General features: G+C 71.1%; 28 protein-coding genes and 1 tRNA gene. 18 read left to right on the forward strand and 11 right to left on the reverse strand.

Annotation, left to right across the window (positions count from 1 at the left end; all coding sequences use genetic code 11):
- Window positions 1-22 precede the first annotated feature (22 nt).
- The 10 genes from ACL00U_RS01835 (at window position 23) to ACL00U_RS01880 (ending at window position 8,158) form a co-directional block, all read left to right on the forward strand.
- Window positions 23-868, forward strand: a complete 846-nt coding sequence (locus ACL00U_RS01835) for a metal ABC transporter ATP-binding protein (RefSeq protein ID WP_042538396.1) — start codon at window positions 23-25, stop codon at window positions 866-868.
- Window positions 868-1,806 carry a metal ABC transporter permease gene (locus ACL00U_RS01840; RefSeq protein ID WP_017886460.1) on the forward strand — a complete coding sequence of 313 codons (939 nt, stop codon included), beginning with the start codon at window positions 868-870 and terminating at the stop codon, window positions 1,804-1,806. Before ACL00U_RS01835 ends, ACL00U_RS01840 begins: the two co-directional genes overlap by 1 nt.
- Complete coding sequence (locus tag ACL00U_RS01845) at window positions 1,803-2,228, forward strand: Fur family transcriptional regulator (protein WP_017886459.1); 426 nt, start codon at window positions 1,803-1,805, stop codon at window positions 2,226-2,228. Before ACL00U_RS01840 ends, ACL00U_RS01845 begins: the two co-directional genes overlap by 4 nt.
- A gap of 10 nt (window positions 2,229-2,238) precedes the next feature.
- Window positions 2,239-2,934, forward strand: a complete 696-nt coding sequence (locus ACL00U_RS01850) for an alpha/beta fold hydrolase (RefSeq protein WP_412873744.1) — start codon at window positions 2,239-2,241, stop codon at window positions 2,932-2,934.
- 363 nt (window positions 2,935-3,297) lie between these two features.
- Window positions 3,298-3,534 (forward strand): 50S ribosomal protein L28, encoded by a 237-nt coding sequence (gene rpmB, locus ACL00U_RS01855; protein ID WP_027464952.1) that lies wholly within the window; start codon window positions 3,298-3,300, stop codon window positions 3,532-3,534.
- On the forward strand, window positions 3,534-3,704 hold the full coding sequence (rpmG, locus tag ACL00U_RS01860) for a 50S ribosomal protein L33 (protein WP_017886456.1): 171 nt from the start codon (window positions 3,534-3,536) through the stop codon (window positions 3,702-3,704). Before rpmB ends, rpmG begins: the two co-directional genes overlap by 1 nt.
- A gap of 2 nt (window positions 3,705-3,706) precedes the next feature.
- Window positions 3,707-4,012 carry a 30S ribosomal protein S14 gene (gene rpsN, locus ACL00U_RS01865; protein WP_017886455.1) on the forward strand — a complete coding sequence of 102 codons (306 nt, stop codon included), beginning with the start codon at window positions 3,707-3,709 and terminating at the stop codon, window positions 4,010-4,012.
- A 290-nt stretch (window positions 4,013-4,302) separates the two neighbouring features.
- Complete coding sequence (locus ACL00U_RS01870; protein ID WP_017886454.1) at window positions 4,303-4,590, forward strand: HU family DNA-binding protein; 288 nt, start codon at window positions 4,303-4,305, stop codon at window positions 4,588-4,590.
- Window positions 4,591-4,733: 143 nt separating this feature from the next.
- Complete coding sequence (locus ACL00U_RS01875; protein ID WP_412873745.1) at window positions 4,734-6,839, forward strand: cytochrome c oxidase assembly protein; 2,106 nt, start codon at window positions 4,734-4,736, stop codon at window positions 6,837-6,839.
- A complete protein-coding gene (locus ACL00U_RS01880; RefSeq protein ID WP_071251482.1) occupies window positions 6,836-8,158 on the forward strand; it encodes an ATP-dependent DNA helicase in 1,323 nt (440 codons plus the stop codon). Before ACL00U_RS01875 ends, ACL00U_RS01880 begins: the two co-directional genes overlap by 4 nt.
- Before the next feature lie 311 nt (window positions 8,159-8,469).
- On the opposite strand, the gene ACL00U_RS01885 is transcribed toward ACL00U_RS01880, so the two are convergent.
- Window positions 8,470-8,916, reverse strand: a complete 447-nt coding sequence (locus ACL00U_RS01885; RefSeq protein ID WP_159557184.1) for a DUF4383 domain-containing protein — start codon at window positions 8,914-8,916, stop codon at window positions 8,470-8,472.
- A 340-nt stretch (window positions 8,917-9,256) separates the two neighbouring features.
- Between ACL00U_RS01885 and ACL00U_RS01890 the strand changes: the two genes are divergently transcribed.
- Window positions 9,257-10,057, forward strand: a complete 801-nt coding sequence (locus ACL00U_RS01890) for a phosphatase PAP2 family protein (protein WP_140448242.1) — start codon at window positions 9,257-9,259, stop codon at window positions 10,055-10,057.
- Between the two features lie 141 nt (window positions 10,058-10,198).
- Entirely contained in the window at window positions 10,199-11,338 is a 1,140-nt protein-coding gene (locus tag ACL00U_RS01895; RefSeq protein WP_140448243.1) for a CE1758 family FMN-dependent luciferase-like monooxygenase, read from the forward strand.
- A gap of 153 nt (window positions 11,339-11,491) precedes the next feature.
- Here ACL00U_RS01895 and ACL00U_RS01900 read toward each other — a convergent pair whose 3' ends face one another.
- Both ACL00U_RS01900 and ACL00U_RS01905 read right to left on the reverse strand, forming a co-directional pair.
- Window positions 11,492-11,863: a DMT family transporter gene (locus tag ACL00U_RS01900; protein ID WP_214519155.1), complete on the reverse strand. Its 372-nt coding sequence runs from the start codon at window positions 11,861-11,863 to the stop codon at window positions 11,492-11,494.
- A gap of 1 nt (window position 11,864) precedes the next feature.
- Window positions 11,865-12,179, reverse strand: coding sequence for a DMT family transporter (locus ACL00U_RS01905; protein ID WP_017886447.1), 315 nt, complete (start codon window positions 12,177-12,179; stop codon window positions 11,865-11,867).
- 108 nt (window positions 12,180-12,287) lie between these two features.
- Between ACL00U_RS01905 and ACL00U_RS01910 the strand changes: the two genes are divergently transcribed.
- The 4 genes from ACL00U_RS01910 to ACL00U_RS01925 all read left to right on the forward strand — a co-directional run bounded on the left by ACL00U_RS01910 (window position 12,288) and on the right by ACL00U_RS01925 (window position 16,316).
- A complete protein-coding gene (locus ACL00U_RS01910) occupies window positions 12,288-12,866 on the forward strand; it encodes a TetR/AcrR family transcriptional regulator (RefSeq protein WP_259551581.1) in 579 nt (192 codons plus the stop codon).
- A 193-nt stretch (window positions 12,867-13,059) separates the two neighbouring features.
- Window positions 13,060-14,073 carry a permease gene (locus tag ACL00U_RS01915; RefSeq protein ID WP_042538379.1) on the forward strand — a complete coding sequence of 338 codons (1,014 nt, stop codon included), beginning with the start codon at window positions 13,060-13,062 and terminating at the stop codon, window positions 14,071-14,073.
- Complete coding sequence (locus tag ACL00U_RS01920) at window positions 14,060-14,899, forward strand: TIGR03943 family putative permease subunit (RefSeq protein ID WP_412873746.1); 840 nt, start codon at window positions 14,060-14,062, stop codon at window positions 14,897-14,899. Before ACL00U_RS01915 ends, ACL00U_RS01920 begins: the two co-directional genes overlap by 14 nt.
- Entirely contained in the window at window positions 14,889-16,316 is a 1,428-nt protein-coding gene (locus ACL00U_RS01925; RefSeq protein WP_042538381.1) for a hypothetical protein, read from the forward strand. Before ACL00U_RS01920 ends, ACL00U_RS01925 begins: the two co-directional genes overlap by 11 nt.
- Window positions 16,317-16,388: 72 nt before the next feature.
- Here the strand turns inward: ACL00U_RS01925 and ACL00U_RS01930 are convergent, their stop codons facing one another.
- From ACL00U_RS01930 to ACL00U_RS01965, 8 genes are all read right to left on the reverse strand, one after another.
- Window positions 16,389-17,435: an NAD(P)-dependent alcohol dehydrogenase gene (locus ACL00U_RS01930; protein ID WP_017886442.1), complete on the reverse strand. Its 1,047-nt coding sequence runs from the start codon at window positions 17,433-17,435 to the stop codon at window positions 16,389-16,391.
- A 185-nt stretch (window positions 17,436-17,620) separates the two neighbouring features.
- Window positions 17,621-18,721, reverse strand: coding sequence for a glycerate kinase (locus ACL00U_RS01935; RefSeq protein WP_412873747.1), 1,101 nt, complete (start codon window positions 18,719-18,721; stop codon window positions 17,621-17,623).
- Between the two features lie 267 nt (window positions 18,722-18,988).
- Window positions 18,989-20,110 carry an FAD-dependent oxidoreductase gene (locus ACL00U_RS01940; protein WP_262118331.1) on the reverse strand — a complete coding sequence of 374 codons (1,122 nt, stop codon included), beginning with the start codon at window positions 20,108-20,110 and terminating at the stop codon, window positions 18,989-18,991.
- A 46-nt stretch (window positions 20,111-20,156) separates the two neighbouring features.
- Window positions 20,157-21,146 (reverse strand): ornithine cyclodeaminase family protein, encoded by a 990-nt coding sequence (locus ACL00U_RS01945; protein ID WP_042538384.1) that lies wholly within the window; start codon window positions 21,144-21,146, stop codon window positions 20,157-20,159.
- Window positions 21,143-22,093, reverse strand: a complete 951-nt coding sequence (locus ACL00U_RS01950) for an ABC transporter substrate-binding protein (RefSeq protein WP_412873748.1) — start codon at window positions 22,091-22,093, stop codon at window positions 21,143-21,145. Before ACL00U_RS01950 ends, ACL00U_RS01945 begins: the two co-directional genes overlap by 4 nt.
- Before the next feature lie 49 nt (window positions 22,094-22,142).
- Entirely contained in the window at window positions 22,143-23,588 is a 1,446-nt protein-coding gene (locus tag ACL00U_RS01955; RefSeq protein ID WP_228499459.1) for an MFS transporter, read from the reverse strand.
- A 179-nt stretch (window positions 23,589-23,767) separates the two neighbouring features.
- A complete protein-coding gene (locus ACL00U_RS01960) occupies window positions 23,768-24,382 on the reverse strand; it encodes a GntR family transcriptional regulator (protein ID WP_412873749.1) in 615 nt (204 codons plus the stop codon).
- A gap of 14 nt (window positions 24,383-24,396) precedes the next feature.
- A tRNA-Gly gene (locus ACL00U_RS01965) sits at window positions 24,397-24,470 on the reverse strand.
- A gap of 195 nt (window positions 24,471-24,665) precedes the next feature.
- Here ACL00U_RS01965 and ACL00U_RS01970 point away from each other — a divergent pair.
- Complete coding sequence (locus ACL00U_RS01970; protein WP_017886435.1) at window positions 24,666-25,769, forward strand: DUF6177 family protein; 1,104 nt, start codon at window positions 24,666-24,668, stop codon at window positions 25,767-25,769.
- On the forward strand, window positions 25,759-26,106 hold the full coding sequence (locus tag ACL00U_RS01975; protein WP_056069659.1) for a hypothetical protein: 348 nt from the start codon (window positions 25,759-25,761) through the stop codon (window positions 26,104-26,106). The genes ACL00U_RS01970 and ACL00U_RS01975 overlap by 11 nt, the downstream gene beginning before the upstream one ends.
- Window positions 26,107-26,142 lie beyond the last annotated feature (36 nt).

Genomic DNA, 26,142 nt, shown 5'->3' on the forward strand with positions numbered 1-26,142 from the left:
CCACGGCCCGGCGACCACCTCGGTGGACGACCGGGCTGCGGCTCGTCCGGTCCTCGCGCTCCGCGACGCCGGGTTGTCCTACGGCGCCCGGAAGCTCTGGGCAGGCCTCGACCTCGACCTCGCGCCGGGGGAGTTCGTCGCGGTCCTCGGGCCGAACGGCGCCGGCAAGACCTCACTGCTCCGAACGGTCCTCGGGCAGCAGCGGCTGACGAGCGGGACGATGTCGTTCCTCGGGCAGCCCGTGCACCGCGGCCACCGGAAGATCGGCTACATCCCGCAGCAGCGCCTGATGGAAGCCGGGACACCCCTGCGCGCACGGGACATGGTCGCCCAGGGCGTGACCGGACACCGATGGGGCATCCGGCGGGCCTCGAAGGCCGACCGGGCACGCATCGACCGGGTCCTCGACGAGGTCGGCGCCACCGCGTTCGCGGACGCCCCCGTCGCCGAGCTCTCCGGTGGCGAGCAGCAGCGCACGCGTGTCGGGCAGGCCATCGCCGCCGACCCCGCCCTGCTGCTCTGCGACGAACCCCTCATCTCCCTCGACCTGCGGCACCAGCGCGGGATCACCGAGCTCATCGACCGCGAGCGCCGGCAGCGCCAGGCCGCCGTGCTCTTCGTGACCCACGACGTGAACCCGATCCTCGACGTCGTCGACCGCGTGCTCTACATCGCCGGGGGCCGGTTCCGGATCGGTTCGCCCGACGAGGTCCTGCGCGCCGACGTCCTGAGCGACCTGTACGGCACGCCCGTCGACGTCGTCCGCACCATGGGGCGCATCGTCATCGTCGGGGCGAACGAGGCCCACGAGCACCACCCGGGCGAGGTCGACCCGCACGCCGACCAGCCCGACGACGGGCGGATCTGATGGACCTGCTGTCGACCGTCTTCTCGTTCCAGGACTACGGCCAGCTCCTCGTGCTGGTGCAGAACTCGATCTGGGCCGGCGCGGTGCTCGGCATCGTCGGCGGGCTCATCGGCCCGTTCGTCGTCGCCCGGAACATGCCGTTCGCCGTGCACGGCATCTCGGAGCTCTCGTTCGCCGGAGCCAGTGCGTCGCTGCTGCTCGGGGTGAACGTCGTCTCCGGCTCGCTCGTCGGCTCGGTCGTCGCCGCCCTGCTCATCGGTCTGCTGGGCTCCAGGGCCCGGGAACGCAACTCGATCATCGCCGTCCTCATGCCGTTCGGGCTCGGGCTCGGCATCCTCTGCCTGGCGCTCTACAAGGGCCGTGCCGCGAACAAGTTCGGCTTGCTCACCGGGCAGATCGTCTCGGTCGACAACCCGCAGCTGACGGTCCTGATCGTGGTCGCCGCGATCGTCGTCGCGACGCTGCTCGTCATCTGGCGTCCGCTGATGTTCGCCTCGGTCGACCCCGACGTGGCTGCGGCCGCGGGGATCCCGGTCCGCACCCTGGCGATCGTGTTCATGCTCGTGCTCGGACTGGCCACCGCCGTGTCGGTGCAGATCGTCGGGGCGCTGCTCGTGCTGTCCCTGCTCGTCACCCCGGCCGCCGCGGCGCTGCGCCTCAGCTCGCACCCGGTCGTCGTGCCGGTGCTGTCGACGGTGTTCGCGGTGACGTCGGTCGTCGGTGGCATCCTGCTCGCACTGGGCGGCGGACTGCCGATCAGCCCCTACGTGACGACCATCTCGTTCGCGATCTGGGTGGTCTGCCGGATCATCGGGTCGCGACGCGACAAGCGGGGACGCAACCGTGTCGCCGGCCGGGGCCAGCGTGGCGGGGACGAGCCGGGCCTCCCGGCAGGGACGACGTCGACAGCCGGTCGGAAGGAAGAGGTGCCAGCATGAACGCCGTGCAGAAGACGAAGCGGAACACGTGGCAACGCGAAGCGGTGCGCGGCGCCCTCGACTCCACCGAGGGGTTCGTCAGCGCGCAGGCGCTGCACCAGCACCTGCGGGACGAGGGCTCGACCATCGGCCTGGCCACCGTCTACCGGGCGCTCGCCGACCTGGCGACCGAGGGCGGTGCCGACTCGCTGCAGCAGGACGGCGAATCGCTCTACCGGGCCTGCACGACGGACACGCACCACCACCACCTGATCTGCCGGAACTGCGGTCGGACCGTCGAGATCGAGGCGGACCCGGTGGAGCAGTGGGCGCAGGACGTCGCCGCCGCCAACGGGTTCACCAACGCCAGCCACGTCGTCGACATCTTCGGCGACTGCGCCGTGTGCACGGCCGCCCGCGCGACGGACCCGACCGGCGAGTAACCTGCCCCGCATGCACGTCATCCTGGTCCCGGGGTTCTGGCTCGACGCGAGCGCGTGGGACGACGTCGCCCCGGTGCTCCGCGAAGCCGGGCACTCGGTGCAGGCCGTCACCCGCGACGGTGACACACTCGACGAACAGGTGGCTGCCCTGGTCGCCATCCTCGACGACGTCGCGTCGGCCGACGAACCCGTCGTCCTGGCCGGGCACTCCGGCGCCGGACCGATCGCGTACATGGCTGCCGACCAGCGCCCGTCGCTCGTCGCGCACCTGCTCTACGTCGACACGTTCCCGGGGCCCGAGGGCGGGTGCGTCAACGACGAGCTGCCCGTGGTCGACGGGGCCGTGCCGCTGCCGTCGTGGGACATCTGGGAGCCCGCCACGGTCCGGGGCATGACGCCCGAGGTGCGGCAGGACGTCGAACACCGGGCGATCCCCGAGCCTGCCTCGGTGCCGTCGGACGGGTTCCACTACGCCGACACCGCACGGCACACGATCCCGGCGACGATCATCACCTGCGAGATCCCCGCCGCCGAGCTGCTCGCGATGGTGGCGGACCACCAGGCCTGGGCGGCCGAGCTCGTCGCGACCGAGGAGCTCTCCATCGTCGGGCTCGAGACCGGCCACTGGCCGATGTTCACGGCGCCGCAGCAGCTCGGTGAGCTCATGGTGCAGGCGCTCGCGCCGAAGCCGACGCAGGCCCCGTAGGGCCGCGGGCCCGGGCGCCGGGCGCACTCGAACGCCGTGGACGCGACCAACGCGGCCACGTGAGCGGCCCTGTCCAGCCGCCACGGACCTCCAGGCCTGGAGGCCCGGCTTGCGACACGCCCGGTCGTCGCGTAACGTGGACCCCTGGTTCTCCGCGTCCGCGCGGCGGACCCGTTGTTCCAAGCCCTCCGACCGTCGCGAACGCCGCGGTCGCGCGGTGTCCGGCTCTCCTTCGACAGGGGATGCGGACCTGGGCGGTGCACACAACCCCCTCGCACGGCCACTCCGGTGGCACTGCTCGTGTGCACCAGGCAAGTGAACTTGGGTGCGGCCGTCCGGTCGCACGGTACTCAGGAGGAAACCATGGCAGCAGTGTGCCAGGTGACCGGCGCCGTTCCCGGCTTCGGTCACAACATCTCGCACTCGCACCGCCGGACGAAGCGTCGCTTCGACCCGAACGTGCAGAAGAAGACGTACTACGTGCCGTCGCTTCGTCGTAACGTCACGCTCACGCTCAGCGCGAAGGGCATCAAGGTGATCGACGCACGTGGCATCGAGTCCGTCGTCAAGGATCTCCTTGCCCGTGGGGAGAAGATCTGATGGCGAAAAAGGGTCAGGACATCCGTCCGATCATCAAGCTCCGCTCGACGGCGGGCACCGGGTTCACCTACGTGACCAAGAAGAACCGTCGGAACAACCCCGACCGACTCGTGCTGAAGAAGTACGACCCGGTGATCCGCAAGCACGTCGACTTCCGTGAGGAGCGCTAAGCATGGCGAAGAAGAGCAAGATCGCGAAGAACAACCAGCGTGCCGTCATCATCGCGCGCTACGCCGAGCGTCGTCTCGAGCTGAAGAAGGCCCTCGTGGACCCGAACGGCACCGACGAGTCGCGTGAGGCCGCCCGCGTGGGCCTGCAGAAGCTGCCCCGCGACGCATCGCCCATCCGCTACCGCAACCGTGACGCCATCGACGGCCGCCCCCGCGGCCACCTCGGTGAGTTCGGCATCAGCCGTGTCCGTTTCCGTGACATGGCCCACCGCGGCGAGCTCCCCGGCATCACGAAGAGCTCCTGGTAAGCACTCGCAGTACCCGACGCCCCGTCACCTCCAGGTGGCGGGGCGTTCGCTGTGTACGGGGTACACGCGACCGTTCATTCGTCACATCTGCCCCTCCAGCACCCCTTCGGAGCCCCGACAACCCCGGAAATCCGGGCGAGTCGGCGGTTTTCACCCCCTGCGGCTGGTAGGTTCAACTCCGGTTCCGCCGGGCCCTCGGCCCACTGGCACCGTGGCACGGGGCACCCGCTCCGGGCGCCGGACGACATGTGCGTCCGACCGATACTGCAAGAAGTCCGAGGAGGACATCCATGGCTGACAAGTCACTGAACCGCACCGAGCTCGTCGCTGCCGTCGCCGCTGAGTCCGGCCAGAGCCAGGCCACCGTCAACGGCGTCGTCGACGCGCTCTTCAGCGTCGTCTCGTCGTCCGTCGCCGACGGCACGAAGGTCACGATCCCCGGTTGGATCGCCTTCGAGAAGACGCACCGCGCCGCCCGCACCGGCCGCAACCCGCAGACGGGTGACGCCATCGAGATCGCCGCGAGCGACTCGGTCAAGGTCAGCGCCGGCTCGAAGCTCAAGGCTGCGGTCAAGTAAGACTGCTCCGCACATCGAGAGGGACGGCTTCGGCCGTCCCTTTCGTCGTTCCCGGGGCCGTCACGGCCTGGAGGCCCGTGCCGGTTTGCACAGATCGGCCCGCCCCGTTCGGTGGCCGGGTGGGCACCGCCTAGGCTTGACGGGTGAATCGGATCGCGCGCATCGCCGGTCCCGCCGTGCTCCTGCTCGTCGGGTTCGTGGCGCTGCTCACGGCACTCGTCATCGGTGGGGGAGCGAACCCCGCGCTCATCGCCGACCCCGGGCCCGTCGTCCGCTTCGGGCTGCCGATCGCTCGGCTCGTCGTCGACCTGTCCGCGGCCACCACGATCGGCGGGCTCGCGCTGGCGACCATCGGGCTGTCGCGTTCCGGACCCGAGTGGAACCGTGCGATCGACGTCGCGGCCGGGGCGAGTGGCATCTGGACGGTCGCGTCGGCCGTCGCCACGTTCTGCACGTTCCTCAGCGTCGCCGGTTCGCGCATCAGCATCGACGAGCAGTTCGGGCAGTCGATGGGGGTCTTCCTCACCGGCACCGAGCTCGGGTTGGCCTGGCTCGTGACCGTCCTCGTCGCCGCGGCCGTCACGGTGCTCTGCTTCGCAGTCCGTTCGCGGGGCATGGTCGCCCTGACCGCCGCGGTCTCGATGATCGGCCTGATCCCGCTCGCGCAGCAGGGGCACGCCGCCGGCACCGCGAGCCACGACGCCGCCGTCACGGCACTGGGGCTGCACCTGGTCGGTGCGGCGCTGTGGGTCGGTGGGCTCGTCATGCTCGTGCTGCTGCGCGGCGTGCTGCCCGGCGACCGGCTGGCCGCGGTCGTGGCCCGGTACTCGAGCATCGCCCTCGGGTGCTTCGTGCTCGTCGCCGTCTCCGGCACCGCGTCGGCGCAGATCCGCGTCGGGGCGCTGTCGAACCTGTTCACCCCGTACGGCACGCTCGTCCTGGTGAAGATCGGCGCGATCGTCGCCATGGGGGTCCTCGGCGCCGTGCAGCGTCGTCGGGCCATCCGCGCCCTGACCACCTCGCCCGGTCGGCAGCGGCCCTTCTGGACCCTGATCGTCGTCGAGCTCGCGGTGATGGGCGTCGCCTCGGGCTTCGCGGCGGCACTCGGTCGCACGGCCACCCCCGTCGACCAGATCGCCCTGAGCAAGACCACCGACCCGAGCCCGGCGGAGCTCCTGACCGACGACCTGCTGCCGCACGCACCCGGTGCGTGGGGCTGGCTGACCCAGTGGAACATCGACCTGTTCTGGCTGATGGCCGCCGTGCTGCTCGCCGCGACCTACGTGGCCGGCGTCGTGCGACTGCGGCGGAACGGCGTGCGGTGGCCGGCACGACGCTCGATCGCCGCAGCCCTGGCGATCGTGTCACTGGTGGTCGCGACCTCGGGCTCGCTGCACCAGTACGACCGGTTCCTCATCTCGGCCAACGTCGGTGCCCACGTGCTGCTCGGCCTGGTGGTCCCCGCCCTGGTGTGGGCGGCGGCACCCGTCGCGCTCATCCGTGCGGCCGTGCACCCCCGGCACGACGACAGCACAGGGGTGCGCGAGTGGACGGACGTCATCGTCGAGCACCCGTCCGTCCGGTACCTGGCGCAGCCGTTCCCCGCGTTCCTGCTCGCGGCGGCGGTGTGGTGGGCCTTCTTCGCCACCGATGCCGTCCGGTGGTCGGTGAGCGACCCCACCGGTCGCACCGTCAGCGACGCCGTGTTCCTGCTCGTCGGGCTGCTGGCCGTCCCCACGCTCTGCACCCCGGTCCCGGTCGGGCAGCGGCGTCCGACCACGGCTGCCGCGGTCGTCCGGATCGTCGGGGCCGTGGTGATCGCGGCGGGCACGGTGTCGCTCGGCATCGCGATGCGCGGCCCGCTCGGGCTGCTGCAGGCCTCGTGGTTCGGCGCGATGGGCCGGACGTGGGGGCCGGATCCGCTCGTCGACCAGGCCCGGGCCGGCCTCGTGCTGATCGTCGCCGGCGCGCTGCTCCTGGTGACCGTCGTCGTGGAGGTGCTCGTGCGGCTCCGGCGAGACGGAGCAGCCCTGGGGGATGCGGCCGCCCCCGCTGCCACTGGCGCTGGCACTGGCACTGGCACTGGCACTGGCGCTGCCGTCGCCGCTGGCGATGCTGTCGCCGCCGACGCTCCTGACGCCGGGGCGACCGTGCCCGACGTCCCCGCTGCCCGCGCCGACCAGGACGACCTGGACTTCGACGACGGCAGCGACGACCTCGAACCCTCGCCCGGAGCGGACGCCCGATGAGCATCGAGCTGAGCGACGAACAGCGCGCGGTCTTCGAGTACATCGAGCACACCCGCGACCACGTGTTCATCACCGGCCGGGCCGGCACGGGCAAGTCCACGCTGCTCAACCACCTGTCGTGGAACACCGAGAAGCAGGTCGTCATCTGTGCCCCGACGGGGGTCGCCGCGCTCAACGTCGGCGGCCAGACGATCCACTCGCTGTTCCGGCTGCCGATCGGGCTCATCGCCGACGCCGAGCTGCGGCAGGGCCCGGACACCCGCAAGCTCCTCAACACGATCGACACCCTGGTCATCGACGAGGTCTCGATGGTCAACGCCGACCTGCTCGACGGCATGGACCGATCGCTCCGCAAGGCCCGTGGTCGGCAGCTCGAGCCGTTCGGCGGTGTGCAGGTCGTGATGTTCGGTGACCCGTACCAGCTGCCCCCGGTGCCCGGCGATGCCGATGAGCGCGCCTACTTCACCGACCACTACCGGTCGATGTGGTTCTTCGACGCCAAGGTGTGGCTCGAGGCCGAGCTCAACATCATCGAGCTCGCCACCGTCCACCGGCAGCGCGACGACGCCTTCGCCGCGATGCTCACCGCCGTCCGGCACGGTCGGGTCACCGCGGACATCGCCGAGCAGCTCAACACCGCCGGAGCGCGCCCGGCTCCGGACGACGCCATCACCCTGGCGACCCGCAACGACACCGTGGCGCGGATCAACAAGGCGGCCCTCGAGCGGCTGCCCGGCAAGGTGAAGACCGCCAAGGCCGACGTCAACGGCGACTTCGGCGGACGGAACTTCCCCGCCGACGAAGCCCTCGAGCTGAAGCCCGGCGCGCACGTGATGTTCCTGCGCAACGACGCCGACCAGCGCTGGGTCAACGGCACCCTCGGCATCGTGACCGCCATCCGCGACACCGTGTGGGTCGACGTCGACGGGGAGTCGTTCGAGGTCCAGCCGTCGGTGTGGGAGAAGTTCAAGTACTCGTACGACGCGGACAAGAAGGAACTCAAGAAGGACACGGTCGGGGAGTTCCAGCAGTTCCCGCTCCGGCTCGCCTGGGCCGTGACCATCCACAAGTCCCAGGGCAGCACGTACGACCGGGCCGTGGTCGACCTCGGCAACCGGGTGTTCAGCGCCGGCCAGACCTACGTGGCGTTGTCGCGGCTGACCTCGCTCGAGGGGCTGTTCCTGACGCGCCCGCTCCGCCCGCAGGACATCATCGTCGACCTGGACGTCCGACGCTTCATGTCCGAGGCACCGCGCATCGTCGCCACCGAGCTCGAAGCCCCGAAGGCGAAGCCCGACGCCGACGCCGACGCGGACTGACCGGAAGCTGACCAGCGCGTCGGACTGACCCGGTCGGTCTTCTGCATCGGCCTCGCGCCGAGGAACGTCGGTGCGGGCATGCCTGCGTGCCTGTCGCACGCTGCCGGGCGGTCATGACTCCCCGTCGGTCCTGTGTCGAGTGGTCACTCGTCGTTGCCTGGACGCTCCGCATCCGACAGTTCGTGACCGACCGGCGCACCTGAGCGGGGAGTCGTGACCGGCCCGCGCGCCCGCACCGACCCCGCACACACGACGACGCCCGCCTGCCGGAGCGGCAGACGGGCGTCGGGAAGTGCAGTCGAGCGGAGGCGTCAGGCGCGCGCCGCACGCAGCGCGCGGAGGTTCTCCTTGTCGGCACCGAGTGCGGTGAGCAGCAGGATCACACCGACGATCGCGTGGAAGACGTTGTCCGTGGTGTTGAGCGCGAAGACGTTGGCCGAGGTGTCCACGAAGACGAAGCCGTACACCGCGAAGACCACGAGCAGGACCCCGACGAGCAGGTTGCCGTTGCGGGAGCCGATGGTGTTGCCGAGGCCGGTGATGAGCAGGACCACGGCGAGCAGCACCCACACCAGGCAGAGCGCCGGGTTCACGCCGAACGCGTTCCACAGCATGCCGCCCTGGCGGTTGAAGAAGCCGGGGTCGCCGTCGGCGGCGAAGAAGAAGCCCAGGACGCCCCAGAGTGCGAGGACGCCGCCGGCCGTGAGTGCGAGACCCCGGTTCGGCGAGGCGGTGATGCCCGGTTCCTTGATGGCCACTTCGGTTTCCTCCTCGTACACTGCCGACGCGACGTGCGTCGGTCCCGCGTGGTGCGACGGCCCGGCGGGGATCACCGATCCCGTCGTCGTGGCGCGGAGTGCGCGGCCGACAGGGGTGCGGTTCCCAGCCTCCGGCCGGTGCTCCAACGGTATCGTGTCGGACCCCGACCGACCCAATCGCAGCGCCGCTGCCAGTCGTGCGAGGAGCCCGACGACGACCACTCCGAGGAGGACCAGCCCGGTGACCTTGACACCCGAGCGCAGCGCATCCGAATCGCGTGGACCGTTGGTCTCGCGGCGGGTGCGGTGGGCTGCGCTTGCGGCTCTGGGGTTCGTGATCGTGCCTCTCGTCTACGGGGTCGCGGTGCTGACCCCGGTCGGTCAGAAAGCGGAGGACGCCGCGCTCGGCGGGGTCCGGGAGTCCGACCTGTTCAGCTCGGACACTGCCCTCAACGTCATCTCGGTGCCGGTGATCCTGTTGCTCGTCGTCGTGATCGTCGCCGTGGCGTTCGCCAGACGGCGGCTCTCGGTGGGGCTCGGCGCGGGGGTCGTGGTGCTCGCGTCGGCGGCCACCTCGACGCTCGTCAAGCGTATCGCCGTGCGCCCGGAGATCGCCCAGTCGACGACGCCGAACTCGTTCCCGTCGGGGCACGCGACGATCGCGCTGGCGGCGCTGTTCGCGGTCCTGATGGTCACGCCTCGTCGGTTCCGCCCCTTGGTGACCATCGTCGGCGCGGGCTACGCGGTGTTCGTGGCGAACCAGACCGTGGTCTACGGCTGGCACCGGGTCAGCGACATCATCGGTGCCTGCGCGATCGCGGTGTTCTGGCTCGGGATCGTCCGCGCGGTGGGCCCCCGGGTCGACCGCGGGCTCCGGGGTGACCGTGACGGTCGACGAGGCCCGCGGCGGGTGGTGAGCGTCGTGCTCCTCGTGGTGACCGGGGCCACGCTGGCGATCGGTGTCGCGGCGCTCGTGGTCGGGCTGGCCGGTGACGGCGCGTACGACCATGCCGCGATCCTGCTCGCGGGGCGGCTGGCGTCCAGTGCGAGCGTCCTGGCGGTGGTCACCGCGGTCTGGTTCCTGGACGGGATGCACCACGCCGCGCGCACCGACCCGGCCACGTTGCGGTCCGCCGGCTGACCCAGGGAGCCGAGCCGGGCCTCCAGGCCGCGCGACAGTACCGACCGACGGGCGCGAGCCTGGCGGGAATGCCACGCCGTGCGCTACGTTGTACCGAGCAAGTCGATGCAAACGCATCGAGATCGCGAAAGGCGGCGCAACATGCAGTTCGGCATCTTCACGGTCAGTGACGTCACGACCGACCCCACGACCGGCACCACGCCGGACGACACCCAGCGCGTCCGCGACATCCTGACGATCGCCGAGCACGCCGACCAGGCCGGCCTCGACGTCTTCGCGACCGGTGAGCACCACAACCCGCCGTTCGTGGCCTCGTCGCCGACCACGTTGCTCGCCTACCTGGCCGCGAAGACGAAGGACATCACCCTGTCCACGTCGACCACGCTGATCACCACGAACGACCCGGTTCGCATCGCCGAGGAGTACGCGATGCTCCAGGTCGTGTCCGACGGCCGCATGGACCTGATGATGGGGCGCGGCAACACCGGCCCGGTCTACCCGTGGTTCGGGCAGGACATCCGTCAGGGCGTCAACCTGGCGATCGAGAACTACGCGCTCGTCCGCCAGCTGTGGGAGAACGACGTCGTCAACTGGCAGGGCAAGTTCCGCACGCCGCTGCAGGGCTTCACCTCGACCCCGCGTCCGCTCGACGGTGTCCCGCCGTTCGTCTGGCACGGCTCGATCCGCACGCCGGAGATCGCCGAGCAGGCCGCGTACTACGGCGACGGGTTCTTCCACAACAACATCTTCTGGCCGATCCAGCACACCGAGCAGATGGTCGGCCTGTACCGCCAGCGCTTCGAGCACTACGGGCACGGCCGCGCCGACCAGGCGATCGTCGGGCTCGGTGGGCAGTTCTTCGCGCGGAAGAACTCGCAGGACGCGATCGACGAGTTCCGGCCCTACTTCGACAACGCCCCGGTCTACGGCCACGGCCCCTCGATGGAGGACTTCACCGCCCAGACCCCGCTCACCGTCGGTTCGCCGCAGCAGGTCATCGACCGGTACGCCGCGATGAAGGACCACGTCGGGCACTACCAGCGCCAGCTGTTCCTCATCGACCACGCCGGCCTGCCGCTCAAGACGGTGCTCGAGCAGATCGACATCCTGGCGACGGACATCGTGCCGGAGTTGCGCAAGCTCAACGACGAGGGTCGCCCCCTTGACGTGCCGTCGGACCCGCCGTCGCACGCGGCGCGTGCTGCTGCCGCGATGGCGGCCGGCACGGTCGGCAGCGACCACGTCGCCGCCGAGGACGAGTGGACGGGCGCGTCCGTCTGATCGCCTGACCACCTGACGGACGGGAGGCCGGGTGCCAGCTGGCACCGGGCCTCCCGTCCGTCCCGGCGCGCGTCCAGGGCGCTGCGTCGTGAAAGCGACAGCCCTGCGGATGGCGCTGCCGTCACCTTCGCGAGAGCGACAGTTGCCCGCGGATCATCCGCGGAGATCTGTCGCTTCCGCGAGGGGAGTGGCGCGCTCCGCGGCGGGGCGTGCCGGCACGAGCTTGAGGCCGACGACGCACCCGACGATGCCGGCGATGAACAGCAGGCGCAGGACGGTGACGGGTTCGGCGCCCGTCGCCATGCCCCAGAGCACGGTGAGGGCGGCGCCGGTCCCGGTCCACACCGCGTACGCCGTGCTGATCGGGATGTGCTGCAGGACGTAGCCGAACGCGACGAGGCTGATCACGATCGTGACGCCGAACACGATCGTCGGTCGGAGCTCGGTGAACCCGTCGCTCTCGCCGAGGGCGGTCGCCCAGACGGTCTCGAGTGCGGCGCTGACGAACAGGACGATCCACGCCACGTCAGCTCACCACCTTGAGGCCGATGACGCACGCCACGAGACCGAAGACCAGGGCGAGTCGGGCGAAGGACGCGGCTTCCTGGCGGCGGAGGATCGCGACGACCACCGTCAGGGACGCGCCGATACCGACCCAGACGGCGTACGCGGTGCCGACCGGGATGGTCTTCATCGCGAACGCCAGCCCCACCATGCTCAGGGCCATCCCGGCGACGAACACGATCGTCGGGACGACCTTCTTGAAGCCGTTCGAGGCGCTGAGGGCGGTGGCCCAGACGGCTTCGAGCACGCCGCTGAGCACGAGGATTGCCCATGCCATGACGATGTCCTTTCCTGCGGGAGTCGTTGTGGTTCCCGTTGTCGTACGACTGTGCGACAACGACCTCGACGGTAGCACGAATTGGTACGACTGTGCGAGTATGGCGTCGTGGCCAGGAGCATGGACGTCGACGAACGGCGCCGCACCGTGTCCGAGGCGGCGTGCCGGGTCCTCGCCCGCGACGGCCTCGGGGCACTGAGCGTCCGGAACGTCGCCGCCGAGGCCGGGCTGCCGCCGAGCACGGTCCGCTACACGTTCCCGACCCAGGCGAGTGTCCGGTCGCACGCGCTCGAGCTGGTGTTCGACGCGACCGCGGCCCGGGTCGACTCCGTGCCGCGGGACCTGCGCGGGATCGCCTACGCGCACGCGGTCCTGCTCGAGCTGCTGCCCCTCGACGAGGAGCGGCGCATCGAGCTCGACGTCTACCTCGGCCTCGGCACCGCCGCCCTGACCGACGCCGAACTCCGGCCGTTCCACGACCGGGTCGTCGACGAGATGCGCCAGTGGTGCGCGCAGATCCTCCGCGCGGTCGGGGTGCCGGACGCTGCCGTGCCGTACGAGACCCGGCGGTTGCACGCCCTGGTGGACGGGCTCGCGATGCACATCGTGCGGGTCGACCCCGGTGGTGACGCCTCGTGGGCGATCGACACGCTGGACCGACACGTGGCGGGCATCGCCCGGGTCTGACCGCTGCCCGTTGCCCGTTGCCCGTTGCCCGGAGCGCGTGCACGGTGCCGGGTCCGCGAACCCGTGCGGCGTTGGTGGCTCCGTGCGGCGCTTCATACCTGCACCGAGCGGGCAACCCTGAACGGGGTGACCGAACTCGCACGGTGCGAGGGGCGCGCAGCCCCGGGCAGGACGCGTCGCCTATCCTGTCCCGGTGACGACGACCACGCGGCCGCCGCAGCGCACCCGGAGCCTCACCGGCCCCGGCCTGGTGCTGCTCGCCGTCGTCGTCCTGCTGGGCATCCGGCTGTTCTCCCCGAGCATCGGGACGACCGGGCTGCCCGACGTCGTGCAGGACTTCCTGACGCTGGCGATCAGCGTCGTCGTCGAGTCCCTGCCCTTCGTGGTGCTCGGCATCGTGCTGTCGATCGTCGTCGAGGTCTGGGTACCGGTCGGTGCGCTCGAGAAGGTCCTGCCGCAGAACGCCTTCGGTCGTCGGGCCGTGATCTCCCTGATCGGGATGCTGTTCCCGGTGTGCGAGTGCGGCAACGTCCCGCTGGCCCGCGGTCTGATGATGCGCGGGTTCACGCCGGCCGAGGCGGTCACGTTCCTGGTCGCTGCCCCGATCCTCAACCCGCTCGTCATCATCAGCACCGCGCAGGCGTTCGGTTGGTCGGGGTGGATCCTCCCGGTGCGCATCGTCGGTGGCTTCGTCGTCGCGAACCTCGTCGGCTGGATCGTCGCCGCGCACCGCCGTCCGGCCGACCTGCTGCTCCCCGCCTTCGAGGCCCGGTGCCGTGCGGCCGTGGGAGCGCCCCGGGGCCTGCACCGCTGGCGGCAGAGCGCCGCGCAGTTCGGCGGCGAGACGGCGACGATGATGCCGGCACTGTTCGTCGGTGCCGGGCTGGCCGCCGCGATCCAGGTCGCTGTGCCCCGCTCGACCCTGGTCGCGATCGGCTCGAACCCGGTGCTGTCCGTCGCGGCGATGATGCTGCTGGCGATGACGGTGTCGCTCTGCTCGAACGTCGACGCCTTCTTCGCGCTGTCCTTCGCCTCGACGTTCCTGCCGGGGTCGATCACGGCGTTCCTGATCATCGGGCCGATCATCGACGTCAAGATGATCGCCCTGCTGCGCACGACGTTCCGGGTCCGCTTCCTGGTGCTGCTGTCCGTCGTGTGCGTCCTGTTCGCCGGAGCCGTCGGGTTGGTGATGAATGTCCTCGTCTGATGCACGCAGCAACTCGCCCGCGTACCTGGGCCTCGGGTCGGTGCTGGCCGTTGCGCTCTGCACGCTGTGGCTGGCGCTGGTCGGGCAACTCGACCTGTACATCAACCCGCGCTACTCGGTGTTCACGGTCGTGCTCGCCGCCGTCGGGGTGCCCGCGTCGATCGCCGGCCTGGTGGTCATCGCCCGCGGGCACGGCCACACGCACGGCGACGACGAGCACGAGCACGAGCCAGATGGCGATCGGGGGCGGCGCGGACTCGGCCGTCGTCGCGGCGTCCGCGTCGTGCTCGGCAGTGCAGCCGCCATCGTCACGGTCGGTGTCACCGTCGCGATGCTCGTCCTGCCCCCGACGACGCTGTCCGCCCGCACCGCACAGCAGCGGAGCGTCGACTCGGCGACCCTGTCGAACGCCACCGGTTCCGAGGCAGCGGTGTCCCTGCTCGGCAGCGAGGGCGTCGACACCTCGGAGTACGGCGTCAAGGACTGGGCGGCCCTGATCCGGCAGACCACCGACACCACGGCACTCGTCGGCAAGCAGGTCGAACTGACGGGCTTCGTGGTGCCCGGTGACGACGGGTCGTTCACCCTGACCCGCTTCGTGATCAGCTGCTGCGCCGTGGACGCGCAACCCGTCGGCCTCAGCGTCGTGCCCGGCGACGACGACGGTAGCGGTGGCGGCAGCGGCACCGTCCCCGACGAGGGGAAGTGGGTCACCGTCCGCGGCGCCCTCGCAGCGAACCCGGACCAGTCCGCCGACGCCCGCATCGTCGTCAAGGCCGCGAAGGTCACCGAGGTCGCGCAGCCCAAGGACCCGTATGAGTACTGAGACGGGCGCGAGCTCCGAGGGGCGCCGCGAGCGCCGCCCGGTCGCGCACCGGTTCCACCGCCGGTACGTGGCCGTCGTGGTCGTCCTCGCCGTGGTCGCCGCGCTCGCCGCGGTCGTCGGCTCGCAGCAGGGTCCGCGGCTCCGCGACGTGTCCTACGACGCGACCGGGCTCGTCACGAGGCCGGCCCAGCGGATCATCCTGACGGCGAACCAGGCACTGCAGAAGGTCGACGCCGCCGACGTCCGGGTCAGCCCGGCTGCGGCGCACACCGTGACCTCGAGCGGCAACACCATCGCGGTCGAGTTCGCCGGGCCGCTGGCCTACGACCGCGACTACACCGTCACGGTCGCGGGTGTCCGGGCGCCGGGACAACGTGCGACGTCGGACCTGACGGCGGCGATCCGCACCGGCAGCACCGACGTGCTCGCCCTGGTCCCCGGGCAGGCAGGCGCGAAGGACCGCATCGTCCGGCGCTCCCTCGACGCCGGCGGCGCCACGACCGTCTACGAGGGCACCGCGATCAGCGAGTACGCCCGGCTCGGCCGCTCGCTGGTGGTCGTGAGCGGCACGGACGCCAGCTCCTCCGTCGACATCGTGGCGCTGAGCGGCGGCGTGCAGGACGACGACGCCCCCGTCGAGCACCTCACCCTGCCGACGTCCGAGGGGCGGGTCACGGCGCTCCACGTCGCGGACGACGGGGCCTCGTTCGGGTTCGAGTACGCCGACACCTCGACCGGGCAGTCCCGGAACACCGGCCTGTACGTGGTCGACATGACGGGCACGCACATGCCCACCGCGATCGCCGCGAACGGCAAGCCGAAGACGGGCGCCGTGCCGATGACCGTCGGGCAGTGGGCCTACGTCCCGCGCACCGAGAGTGCCCTGGTCCGGACGGGCAGCGACGACCTGGTCCTCGTCGACATGAGCGGTCGCGCCGACCCGGTCCGGCTCGGCAGCGCGACCTACCTGCACGGCTTCGTCGGCACCGGCACCACGGCCGTCGTCGAGACGGGCACCGGCATCGAACGGCTGGACCTGACCGACGGGTCCAAGTCAGCGCTGCAGGCCCCCGCGGCCAGCACGGATGCGGCCGTCCTCGGCCGCATCGCCCAGCTGTCCGACGACACGTACCTGCGGGTGCTGGGGGACGTGCGGTCGGACGGCACCATCGCGGCACGGATCGTGCGTGTCGACGGGGGACGCGCCTCCCGTCTGCCCGTGACGATCCCGGAGGACGCGAGCGTCACCGCGGTCTGCCCGTCCCCGAACAGCCAGTTCGTCGCGGTCGCGACGAAGTCGGCGAACGGCGAGCTCGTGAGCATCGTCGACGCGGCCTCCGGCGCGCTCGAGGCGAGCATCGACGCCGGTTCCGTCGACTGGTGCGGCGCGCTGCCGTCCGGTGACGAGGTCGGCTGACGGTCCGGAGACGACAGACGGAAGGCCCGGTACCAGCTGGTACCGGGCCTTCCGTCCATCATGTGGTGACGACTACGCCAGCGTGGCCGCGTCGATCACGAAGCGGTAGCGGACGTCCGAGGACAGGACGCGCTCGTAGGCCTCGTTGATCTGGTCGGCGCTGATGAGCTCGGTCTCCGGCAGGATCCCGTGCTCGGCGCAGAAGTCGAGCATCTCCTGGGTCTCCTGGATGCCGCCGATGGCGGAACCAGCCCAGCTGAGCCGACGCGGGATGAGCGCGAAGGCCGGCACCTCGAGCGGCTCGGACGGTGCACCGACGTTGACGAGGGTGCCGTCGACCTTGAGCAGGCCGAGGTAGGAACCCATCGGGATCTTCGCCGAGACGGTGTTGATGATGAGCTCGAAGGAGTTCGCGAGCTTCTCGAACGTCTCCGGGTCCTTCGTCGCGTAGTGGGCCTTCGCGCCGTAGCGGAGCGAGTCGGCTTCCTTCGAGGTGGTCTGCGACAGGACGGTGACCTCGGCGCCGAGCGCGACGGCGATCTTGACGGCCATGTGGCCGAGCCCGCCCATGCCGACGACGGCGACCTTCGTGCCGGGGCCGGCCTTCCAGTGGTGGAGCGGCGAGTAGGTGGTGATGCCGGCGCAGAGCAGCGGCGCGACCTTCTCGATGTCGAGCGACTCGGGGACGCGGAGCACGAAGTCCTCGTTCACGACGACGGCCTGCGAGTAGCCGCCCTGGGTGATCGAGCCGTCGGCGGGGTCGACGCTGGCGTAGGTGCCGATGTTGCCCTTGAGGCAGTACTGTTCCTGGCCGGCGACGCAGTTCTCGCACTCGCCGCACGAGTTCACCATGCAGCCGACGCCGACGCGGTCGCCGACCTTGTGCTTGGTGACGTTCGCGCCGACCTCGGTGACGTGGCCGACGATCTCGTGGCCGACGACCTGCGGGTACTGGATGGGGCCCCACTCACCGCGGACGGTGTGGATGTCCGAGTGGCAGATGCCGGCGTAGGCGATGTCGATCGCGACGTCGTCCGGGCCGACGTCACGACGGGTGATGGTGGTCTTGACGAGCGGCTCGGTCGCTGACGGTGCCGCGTACGCGTTGACGGTGCGCAATGATCTCCTCGTGGGGGTGGTGCGTTGCGGGCCGGTTCCGGCCCGGAACCAGTCTGCGCGCCCCCGCGGCCGTGTGGGAGGTACAACCAGGACACCCCTGGTGCCGTCGGACGGGCGCGTCGCGGCGGCGTGGGGGTGCTCACGCCGTTCTGCTCCCGACCTTCTGCTCGCGGCGTTCTGCTCGCTCAGGCGAGCCAGGCCAGCCGGGCCAGCCGCTGCCCGGCGATCGTCGCGAAGCGCAGGGGGTCGGCGAGGGCGTCGTCGGGTTCGCCGGTGGTCTGCGTCGCGAGCACGGTCAGCGACGCGGCGGCCGCGTAGTCGTCGAGCGGGGCCTCGATCGCGCCGGCGACGAGCATCGAGCGGGCACCGGGAGCGTGCGCCGCGGTCAGGTCGCGGACCACCGAGGGCACCTTGCCGACGGCGCTCTGTCCGTCGAAGCGTCCCTCGCCGCTGATCACGACGTCGGCGGCGTTCACGTCGGTACCGTTCACGATGTCGTTGCCCCCGAGCAGTGCCGGCAGCCCGAGGACCTCGGCGACGGCCGCTGCCCCACCCGCGAGCGTGGCGCCCCACACCAGCAGGCCGAACCCCACCCCACCCGCGGCTCCGGCGCCCGGGGTGCTCGGGTCGACGTCGGGGAAGCGCGCGGCCCAGATGGCGAGCCGGTCGTCGAAGGACGCCACACGGTCGGGCGTGATGCCCTTCTGCGGGCCGAAGACGGCGGCGGCACCGGTCGGGCCGAGCAGCGGAGAGGCGACGTCGGTGAGCACGGTGACCCCGCGCGGTGGGAGTGCTCGGAGACCGCCGGTGCCGGTGCCGGTGCCGCTCTGCTCTTCGTCGAGGCCGAGCGCCTCGAGCACCGGACGCCCGCCGTCGGTGGACGCGCTGCCGCCGATGCCGAGCACGAGCCCCGTCGCACCGGCGTCGAGCGCGGCGGCGATCGCCTCGCCGAACCCACGGCTCGTCGCCGTGTCCGGCATCGGTGCATCGAGCAGGGGCAGGCCGCTCGTCGCCGCGAGCTCCACCACGGCACGGCCGTCGGGCAGTCGCAGCCAGTGGGTGTCGACCGGGGCCCCGGCCGGCCCGGTCACGGTGACGGGGACCCGGACGGATCCGGGGACGGCGGACTCGAAGGCGTCGAGGGTGCCCTCGCCACCGTCGGCCATCGGGACGAGCACCACGTCGTCGTCAGGGCGTTCGGCCAGCCAACCGTCGCGGACCGCCGCAGCGATCGACGCCGCCGTCGCGGTGCCCTTGAACGAGTCCGGAGCCACGATGATGCGCACGGTTCCACCGTAGTGGCCGGTCGCGGGACGCCGGCGTGCGCGCGTGTGTGAGACGCCGGCGTCTGTGCGTGTGTGAGACGCCGGTGTGTGCGCAGAACGCCTCGTTGTCCGCGAGACGCCTCCGTATTCGGCGGCGTCTCGAGGCCATGGCGGCGTCGAACGAACACGACGGCGTCCATCGACCGCGCCGGCGTGCGTCGAACGAACACGCCGGCGTGCGTCGAACGAACACGCCGGCGTCTCGCGAACGGACCGCGCCCCGATGCGTCAGGGCGCGGGCACCGGCTCCGGCAGGGCGAAGCGCGAGTGCGGCACTCCGCCCGTCGCGAGGTCCGCGAGCATCTCGCCCAGCAACGGCGCGAACTTGAAGCCGTGCCCGGAGAACCCCGTCGCCACGGTGAGCGGCCCCATGCGGTCGATGACGAAGTCCTCGTCGGGGGAGTTGTCGTACAGGCAGCTGATGAACGTCGGCTTCGTCGCGTCGACCCCCGGCACGTACCGCGCGACGTACGCCTGCAGCCGCTCGGCTTCGGCGGGTACGGGCGTGAAGTCGCGGTCGTCCGGGTCGACCACGGGCCCGGTGCCGTGGAACCCGACCTTGACGCCCTCGCCGGGCGTCAGCAGCCCGTAGACGTCGTCGCCGTCGGCCCAGTGCACGAAGCTCGGCCAGGCCTCGTCCGGCAGGTGGCTGGGGAAGTGGGCGGGCTGCTCCTGGGTGACGCGGATGGCCGGGAGGCCCGTCCCGCGTCCGGTAAGCAGCCCGCCGACGAGCGTGGGGGCCCACGACCCCACCGCGGCCACCACGGACGCGGTGCGGACCGCGGTGTCGTCGGACAGTGTCACGGTGACGTCGTCACCGTGGTCGTCGAGCCCGGTGACCCGGGTGTCGAAGCGCAGGTCGGCGAGGCCGGTCCGTTCGGCCAGGGTCAGGAAGGCCTCGACCGTCCGGTCGGAGCGGATCCGCCCCGCCGACGCATGGGTCAGCACGTGCCCCTCGAACGCGATGCCGGGCCAACGTGCTGCCGCCTGCTCCGGCGTCAGCGACTCGTGGGGGATGTCCGCGTCGGCCAGGGCGGCGGCGATCGCGTCGACGACCTCGGACCGCCCGTGGTCGACCGCGCCCGTGCGGACGATGAGCTCCTCGCCGGCGGCCTCCTCGAGCCCTTCCCACAGCGCCAGTGCGCGGGTGGTCAGCGCGACGTACTCCGGGTCGGCGTAGCCCTGCCGGAAGATCCGGGTCGCACCGTGCGAGGAACCGAGGTGGTGGCCGCGGGCGTGCTGCTCGACGAGCAGGACGCGCTCGCCGCGGGCCGTCAGGACGTACGCGGTCGCAGCACCGACGACCCCGGCGCCGATGACGACGTGCGTCGCCGGTGCGGGGATGGTCATGTCGAGAGCGTAGTTGGGTGCGCCGACCCCGACACGACCGTCGCCGTCAGCGGCCCGAGGTCGGCACCGTGGTCCCGAGGCCCCGTTCGCGAGCGACTTCGAGCACCAGGGCGGCGACCGCCAGATCCTGCGCACCGAGCCCGACCGAGTCGAACACCGTGACCTGGTCGTCGTCGACCCGGCCGGCAGCACGTCCGACGATGACCTCGCCGAGTTCGGCCGGGTGCAGGTCCTGCGGGACCGCGCCCTCGACGACGGCCTCGAGCAGGTCGCCCGACTTCGACCAGGCTGTGGCCCGGCTGTCGACGAACACCGTCCCACGCGCCATCGCGGGGCCGTCGAGCTCGCGGTGGGTGGGGCGCGGACGGGCGCCGACGGCGTTCACGTGCTGGCCCGCGTGCAGCCAACCGCCCTCCACGACCGGGCGTACCGACGGCGTGAGCGTGCACAGGACGTCGCACTCCTCGGCCACCTGGCGGGGACCACCCACCACGGTGCACCGTCGTGCGAGGTCGTCACCGACGGTCTCGAGGAACCGACCGGTCGTCGCCGCGGAACGCGACCAGAGGAGCACCCGTTCGAAGTACCGGACCTTCGCGAACGCACGCAGGTGCTCGACGGCGAGGTTCCCGGCGCCCACGAACCCCAGCGTCGTGCTGTGCGATCGAGCGAGGTGCTGCGTGGCGACGACCGAGGCTGCCGCCGTCCGCGCGCGGGTGATGTCCTTGCCGTCGAGGACGCCCAGGCACTCGCCGGTCATCGCAGACGACACCAAGATGCTGGACCGCTGGGTCGGCAGACCGCGGGAGGCGTTGTGCGGGATGTCGGCCATGAGCTTCACCGCCACCAGACCCAGCCGGTCGGACCGCACCGCCATCGGCAGGAAGAGCGCATCGTCGGCACCCGTCAGGGCGACCGGGGCCGGCTGCTGCATCCGGCCTGCTCCGAGGTCGGCGTGGACGGCTTCGACGGCTTCGAGCACATCGACGTCCTCGAGCGCAGCAGCGACGTCGGACGCCCCGAGGACGAGCGTCACGAGACGGCGACGGCGCTCGGCGAACCGAGGAGTTCGTCGGACGACGGGATGTGCGTCGTGAGTCCGCCGTCGAACAGGATCCGCATCCACCGGTCGGACGCATCACGGTCCACGACGGCGGAGTCCCACACGCCGCCCGCCGCCATCTCGTCGGCGGCTCGTCGGAGCAGCGACTGGTCCTTGTCCGGCCAGCGGGCTGCGAGCACGGCGGTGATCTCGGCGTCGGCGTCGCCAGCGGTGATCCGCTGCATGGCCGCAGCGATGCCGTCCATGAACCGTGGCACGCGGTCACCGAGTTCCTCGATACGGTCGGTGCGGGTGTAGTAGACGCTGTTCGGCATCACCCCGCCGGCATCGAGGTGCCGGAAGACGATCGACCCGCCGCCAGCCGCCACGAGTTCCTCGGCGGACACGAGGTCGAGGATGATGGCGTCGCCGAGGCCGCCTCGGTAGAGCTCCACGAGCATGGCGGTCGACAGGTCGCGGACGAAGCGGGTCGCTGCGACGTCGAGACCGGCTTCGCGGACGAGCCCCGCCGTGAACTCGTAGGGCGCGCTGCCGCCCGCACCCGGCGCGAGCACGACCTTCCCCGCGAGCCAGTCCAGGGTGATCGGGGCGGTCTCGTTCCGCGCCACGATGGTCATCGGGAAGGCGTGGTTCAGCTGGCCGACGACGGACAGTGCACGAGCGGTGCCGGCGTACATCGCCGGCACCCAGAGGCCCCCGAGCGCGAGGTGGGCTGCACCCGAGTCGATGTCGTCGAGGACGCCAGTCCACGGGTCGCAAGCGGTGGCGGTCACGGTGAGTCCGCGTTCGGCGAAGAGGCCGCCCAGGTCGGCGACGTACTCGGGCAGGTAGTTGAGGCCGTTCGCGGTCGCCGAGATCTGCAGGGTGTCCATGGTGGTGCTCCGTTCGTGGGGTGCGGCGTGCCGGGCGTTGCCCGCCACGCCGCTGGATCGTGTGGGTGGATCGGGTGGATCGGGTGGATCGGGTGGTTCAGGTGGACCTGGCGGTGAGGACGTTCTCGTTCACGTCCTCGAGGGAACGACCGCGCGTCTCGGGGGCGAACCGCGACGCGATCACGAGCACCGCGTACATGGCTGCCGCGAGTCCGAAGACACCGGCGAAGGCCCAGGCACCGTAGAGCGCTATCGCGGCGAAGGGCATCACGGCGCCGGCGATGTTGCCGATCCCGTTCACGATCGAGGCGCCGGACGCTCGGATTGCCGTGGGGTAGACCTCGGCGGTCCAGGCTGCGAGCGTGGTGTTCGTCAGCATCGTGAAGAACTGGAACAGTGCGCCGAGGGCGAGGATCGCGCCGGTGTCGTTCCCGAACGCTGCGAACGCCAGTGCGGTCAGACAGCCCAGGACCCCCGCGGTGGCGACCAACGGTCGACGCCCGATGCGGTTCGCGAGCAGGGCGGCGGCGGTGCACCCGAGGAGCGAGCCGACGTTCATGATCATCGTGTACAGCAGGCTCTGCGAGACGGAGTACCCACGTTCGACGAGCAGCGTGGGCATGAGGAAGTTCAGCGTGACCTGCACCCCGAAGGCCATCCACGACGCGACCCCGATGGCGATCGTCCGGCGCAGGACCAGCCGGTGGAACACCGCTGCGGGTGAGGCGTGCAAGGACACCGGCGGGAGATCTGCGGGGCTGAGCCGGACGGGGCCGACGGCGTCCGCGGGCGGCGTCAAGGTGTTCGAGGCGAGGACCGCGAGCGAGCGGTTCGCGTCGTCGATCCGCCCCTTCGAGAGGAGCCAGCGCGGCGTCTCGGGCAACTTGCGCCGGTACAGGACGACGAACAGCGCGGGGAGCGCCAGGATCACGAAGCTCCAGCGCCAGACGTGGTCGTCGCCACCGAGCGGGACGGCCAACGGGCCGAGGAGGAGCAGGAAGAGGCCGTAGGAGATGAAGTTCCCGATGCCGCCTGCACCGACGTTGATCGTGGCGATGAGTCCGCCCCGGTACCGGGTCGCGACCATCTCGGACAGCATCGCGATGCCGATCATGAACTCACCGCCGACGCCGATGCCGACGATGAAGCGGCTGACCAGCAGCATCTCGAAGTTCGGGGAGACAGCGCTCAGCAGGCCGCCCAGCGTGTAGACGAGCAGGTTCAGGCCGAGCGAGAACCGGCGGCCGTAGCGGTCGGCGAGCCAACCGGCGAGGAGCCTGCCGACCAAACCGCCGACGACGGTCGCGGTGTTGATGGTGGAGAGCTGGACGTCGCCGATCGCGAGGGAGGCCTTGATGTTGGTGGCCATCGCGCCGACGGAGTTCTGCTCGAGGGTGTCGAAGAACTCACCGGCGAGGATGAGCATGAGGACCCAGAACTGGGCTCGTGTGAACCCGATCGAGTCGAGTGCGGAGCCGACGCCTCCGGAAGGCTGGTCGGTGGTGGTGCGTGTTGGTGCGGTGGAGCGCGTTACAGCAGACATTCGTAACTCCAGCGGGGAAGAGTGAGCGGTGCACCGTGCGGTCACTCTTTTGTATACGAAAAGCTGTTTCGGGCTGGTTTCGACTTCGAGACGTTTCGTGACGCATCCGGCTCAAACCGCACCGGATCAGACATGCGGTCGAAGTCGCCGACTGCGCGCGAACTGCGGTCGTATACGTTCTACGCGCTGAGTTCGCGGTAGATCGCTTCGTCGCGACGCAGGTGCTCGTCCATCAGCAGCCCTGCCTGAACCGATGCTCCCCGCAGGATCGCGTTCGCGACGGCGGCGTGGTCCCCGCTGCTCGCGGCGACCTCTTCACGCGTCACGCGCTCGAAGGCCCAGGCGGTCTGGTGGATCAGCTGTTCGATCATCGTCTCGAGTCGGGTGTTCCCGGACGCTCGGGCCACCAGGCCGTGGAATGCGAACCGGGGCGACTGGGCCTCGACCTCCTGGTCGGAGCGGCCCTCGTGGCCGACTGCCCGGAGCACGGCCGCGCAGTCGCCGCCCGTCCGGTCGGCCGCGAGCTCGGCGGCCAGGACCTCGAGCCCGCGCCGGATCTGCATCAATTCGATGACGACCTCGGTTGAGGAATCCGCGACCCGGACGCCCTTGAACTTCTCGGCGACGACGAAGCCCTCGGTCTCCAGCTGTCGGAGGGCTTCGCGGACAGGGACCCGGGAGACGCCGAAACGCTCCGCGAGCACGTCTTCCTTGAGTCTCGAGCCACGTGCGAGCGAGCCGCTGATGATCTCGGCCCTGATGGCCTTGAGGACCGATGCCGGCTTGGACTCCACGGCTTGATCGTAGTTGGAGCGAGTGACGGGAATCGAACCCGCGCTACCAGCTTGGGAAGCTGGAGTTCTACCATTGAACTACACTCGCGCGCCCCGCAGATCGGGACTCGGCAAGCCTAGCGGATTCTCGCCTGGAAGCCAGCCGACCGCGCACCGTACGCCGTCTGCCGGGCGCGTGTCGTGCCTCCCGAGTCTCCGCTGTGAGGGTGCCGACTCGACGGACAGGTGTCGGACCCGTGTGTACCGTCCAGGGAGTTCCAGCCCCGAACCGAGGAGGACCCGGATGGTCAGGCATCCCCTCATCGACGACGTGGTCGGCCCGGCGATCGTGGTCGAGTCGGCCTCGCCCGTCGTGTGGCTGACCGACGCGCTCGCCTCGTTGCTCCGCCGGTCGGCGGACGCCGGGCGGACGGTCGTGCTCCGCACCGGACGGTCTGCGGCGATCACCCCGGCGCTCCGGCACGCACTCGGCGCGTACGGTGCCGCGTGGGCCGTGTCCGACTTCGACGGGACGCTGCGTGACGGCCGGACCGGTGTCGCTGCCTCGGACATCGAGGACTTCGTGCACCGCGGCCCCGAACTCGTGGGCACACCGTCGCCCGAGCACCCGGTCTCGGCCGACTCGGTCCGTCAGATCAGCATCGACCTGACCCTCCGGCACCATCCTGGCCGCGCGGTCGACATGGGCTCGGCGATCGAGGCCCTGTGCCACACCGTCGGCACCTGCCCGACCCGGTGGGGCACCGCAGAACCGCTCACCGTGCCGTGGGACCGCTGGGTCGTGACGCAGTACGCGAAGCACGAGGCACCCGGCATCTCGACCTCGTACGCCGTCGGCGAGGGCTTCTCGGCGACGATGACCGCGCACCTGGTCGGCGGGGTCGTCGTGGAGACGATGTCCGCCGTGCTCACCGTGCCCGAGGAGAACACCGACCCGGGCCTGGCGAACCGCATGTTCGACGCCGTGCAGCGGGTCGCCGACCAGGTCGTCCCCGTCTTCGGCGTCGTCATGCAGCGCCGCGGTGACGCCGACCACCTGGTCCGTGCCGTCTCGCACGGAGAACCGTCGCCGCTCGCCGTCGTCGTCGGGCCCGAGGCCGCCGGCTTCCTGGACCGTGACGGTGTCTGGCCGCCGCCGCGCACCACGACCGCGACGTTCGCCGCCGGAACCGGCTCGTCCGGTCGCCCGGACGCCGACACCGACGGCGGCATGATCGTCCGCTTCGAGGACGGCTGGGAAGCGCTCGAGTCGTTCCTCGACCGCATCGACGAGGACCGCTTCCTGCAGCTGGTCGGCGGTGCGCCGCTCGACCCCGCCCACGACGAGGGCACACTCGACGGCCACGTCCGCGACGACCGGATGGTGGGCGGCCAGGGTGCCGCGTGACGTCACGATCCTGTGCCGGCAGCCGGTCGAGCCGCGCGAGGTCGCCGAGGCGCTCCTGCTGCACGACGAGACCTGGGGCGTCCGCGCACTCGACGACGGCCCGATGGTCCAGGTCTGCCGTGACGCCACCCACCCGGTGATCACCGTGCTGGGCGTGCGGCGCGTGGACTCCTTCGACGAGGTGGAGCGGATCCTGCCGGACGCGCCGACCCTGGCGACGCCGCTGTGGTGGGTCGACACGGTCACCCCAGCCGGCCCCGACGGGGAATCGGGGATCTCGGCCGCGCTCGAGGCCGCCATGAACCTCGACGCGGTCTGCATCGTCCACGGCGACTGAACACCCGCGGGCACCCCCGGGCGATCGGTGCGGCGG

The organism is Curtobacterium poinsettiae (genome assembly GCF_047226435.1).
GTDB lineage: Bacteria > Actinomycetota > Actinomycetes > Actinomycetales > Microbacteriaceae > Curtobacterium > Curtobacterium poinsettiae.

Excerpts from the sequence above, each read along its gene's own strand:
- ACL00U_RS01880 (WP_071251482.1), top strand. The coding sequence starts at position 6,836 with ATGAGCATCGAGCTGAGCGACGAACAGCGCGCGGTCTTCGAGTACATC.
- rpmG (WP_017886456.1), top strand. The coding sequence starts at position 3,534 with ATGGCGAAAAAGGGTCAGGACATCCGTCCGATCATCAAGCTCCGCTCG.
- ACL00U_RS01955 (WP_228499459.1), bottom strand. The coding sequence starts at position 23,588 with ATGTCTGCTGTAACGCGCTCCACCGCACCAACACGCACCACCACCGAC.
- ACL00U_RS01920 (WP_412873746.1), top strand. The coding sequence starts at position 14,060 with ATGTCCTCGTCTGATGCACGCAGCAACTCGCCCGCGTACCTGGGCCTC.
- ACL00U_RS01895 (WP_140448243.1), top strand. The coding sequence starts at position 10,199 with ATGCAGTTCGGCATCTTCACGGTCAGTGACGTCACGACCGACCCCACG.
- ACL00U_RS01925 (WP_042538381.1), top strand. The coding sequence starts at position 14,889 with ATGAGTACTGAGACGGGCGCGAGCTCCGAGGGGCGCCGCGAGCGCCGC.
- ACL00U_RS01970 (WP_017886435.1), top strand. The coding sequence starts at position 24,666 with ATGGTCAGGCATCCCCTCATCGACGACGTGGTCGGCCCGGCGATCGTG.
- ACL00U_RS01850 (WP_412873744.1), top strand. The coding sequence starts at position 2,239 with ATGCACGTCATCCTGGTCCCGGGGTTCTGGCTCGACGCGAGCGCGTGG.
- ACL00U_RS01905 (WP_017886447.1), bottom strand. The coding sequence starts at position 12,179 with ATGGCATGGGCAATCCTCGTGCTCAGCGGCGTGCTCGAAGCCGTCTGG.
- rpmB (WP_027464952.1), top strand. The coding sequence starts at position 3,298 with ATGGCAGCAGTGTGCCAGGTGACCGGCGCCGTTCCCGGCTTCGGTCAC.
- ACL00U_RS01940 (WP_262118331.1), bottom strand. The coding sequence starts at position 20,110 with ATGACCATCCCCGCACCGGCGACGCACGTCGTCATCGGCGCCGGGGTC.
- ACL00U_RS01840 (WP_017886460.1), top strand. The coding sequence starts at position 868 with ATGGACCTGCTGTCGACCGTCTTCTCGTTCCAGGACTACGGCCAGCTC.
- rpsN (WP_017886455.1), top strand. The coding sequence starts at position 3,707 with ATGGCGAAGAAGAGCAAGATCGCGAAGAACAACCAGCGTGCCGTCATC.
- ACL00U_RS01845 (WP_017886459.1), top strand. The coding sequence starts at position 1,803 with ATGAACGCCGTGCAGAAGACGAAGCGGAACACGTGGCAACGCGAAGCG.
- ACL00U_RS01870 (WP_017886454.1), top strand. The coding sequence starts at position 4,303 with ATGGCTGACAAGTCACTGAACCGCACCGAGCTCGTCGCTGCCGTCGCC.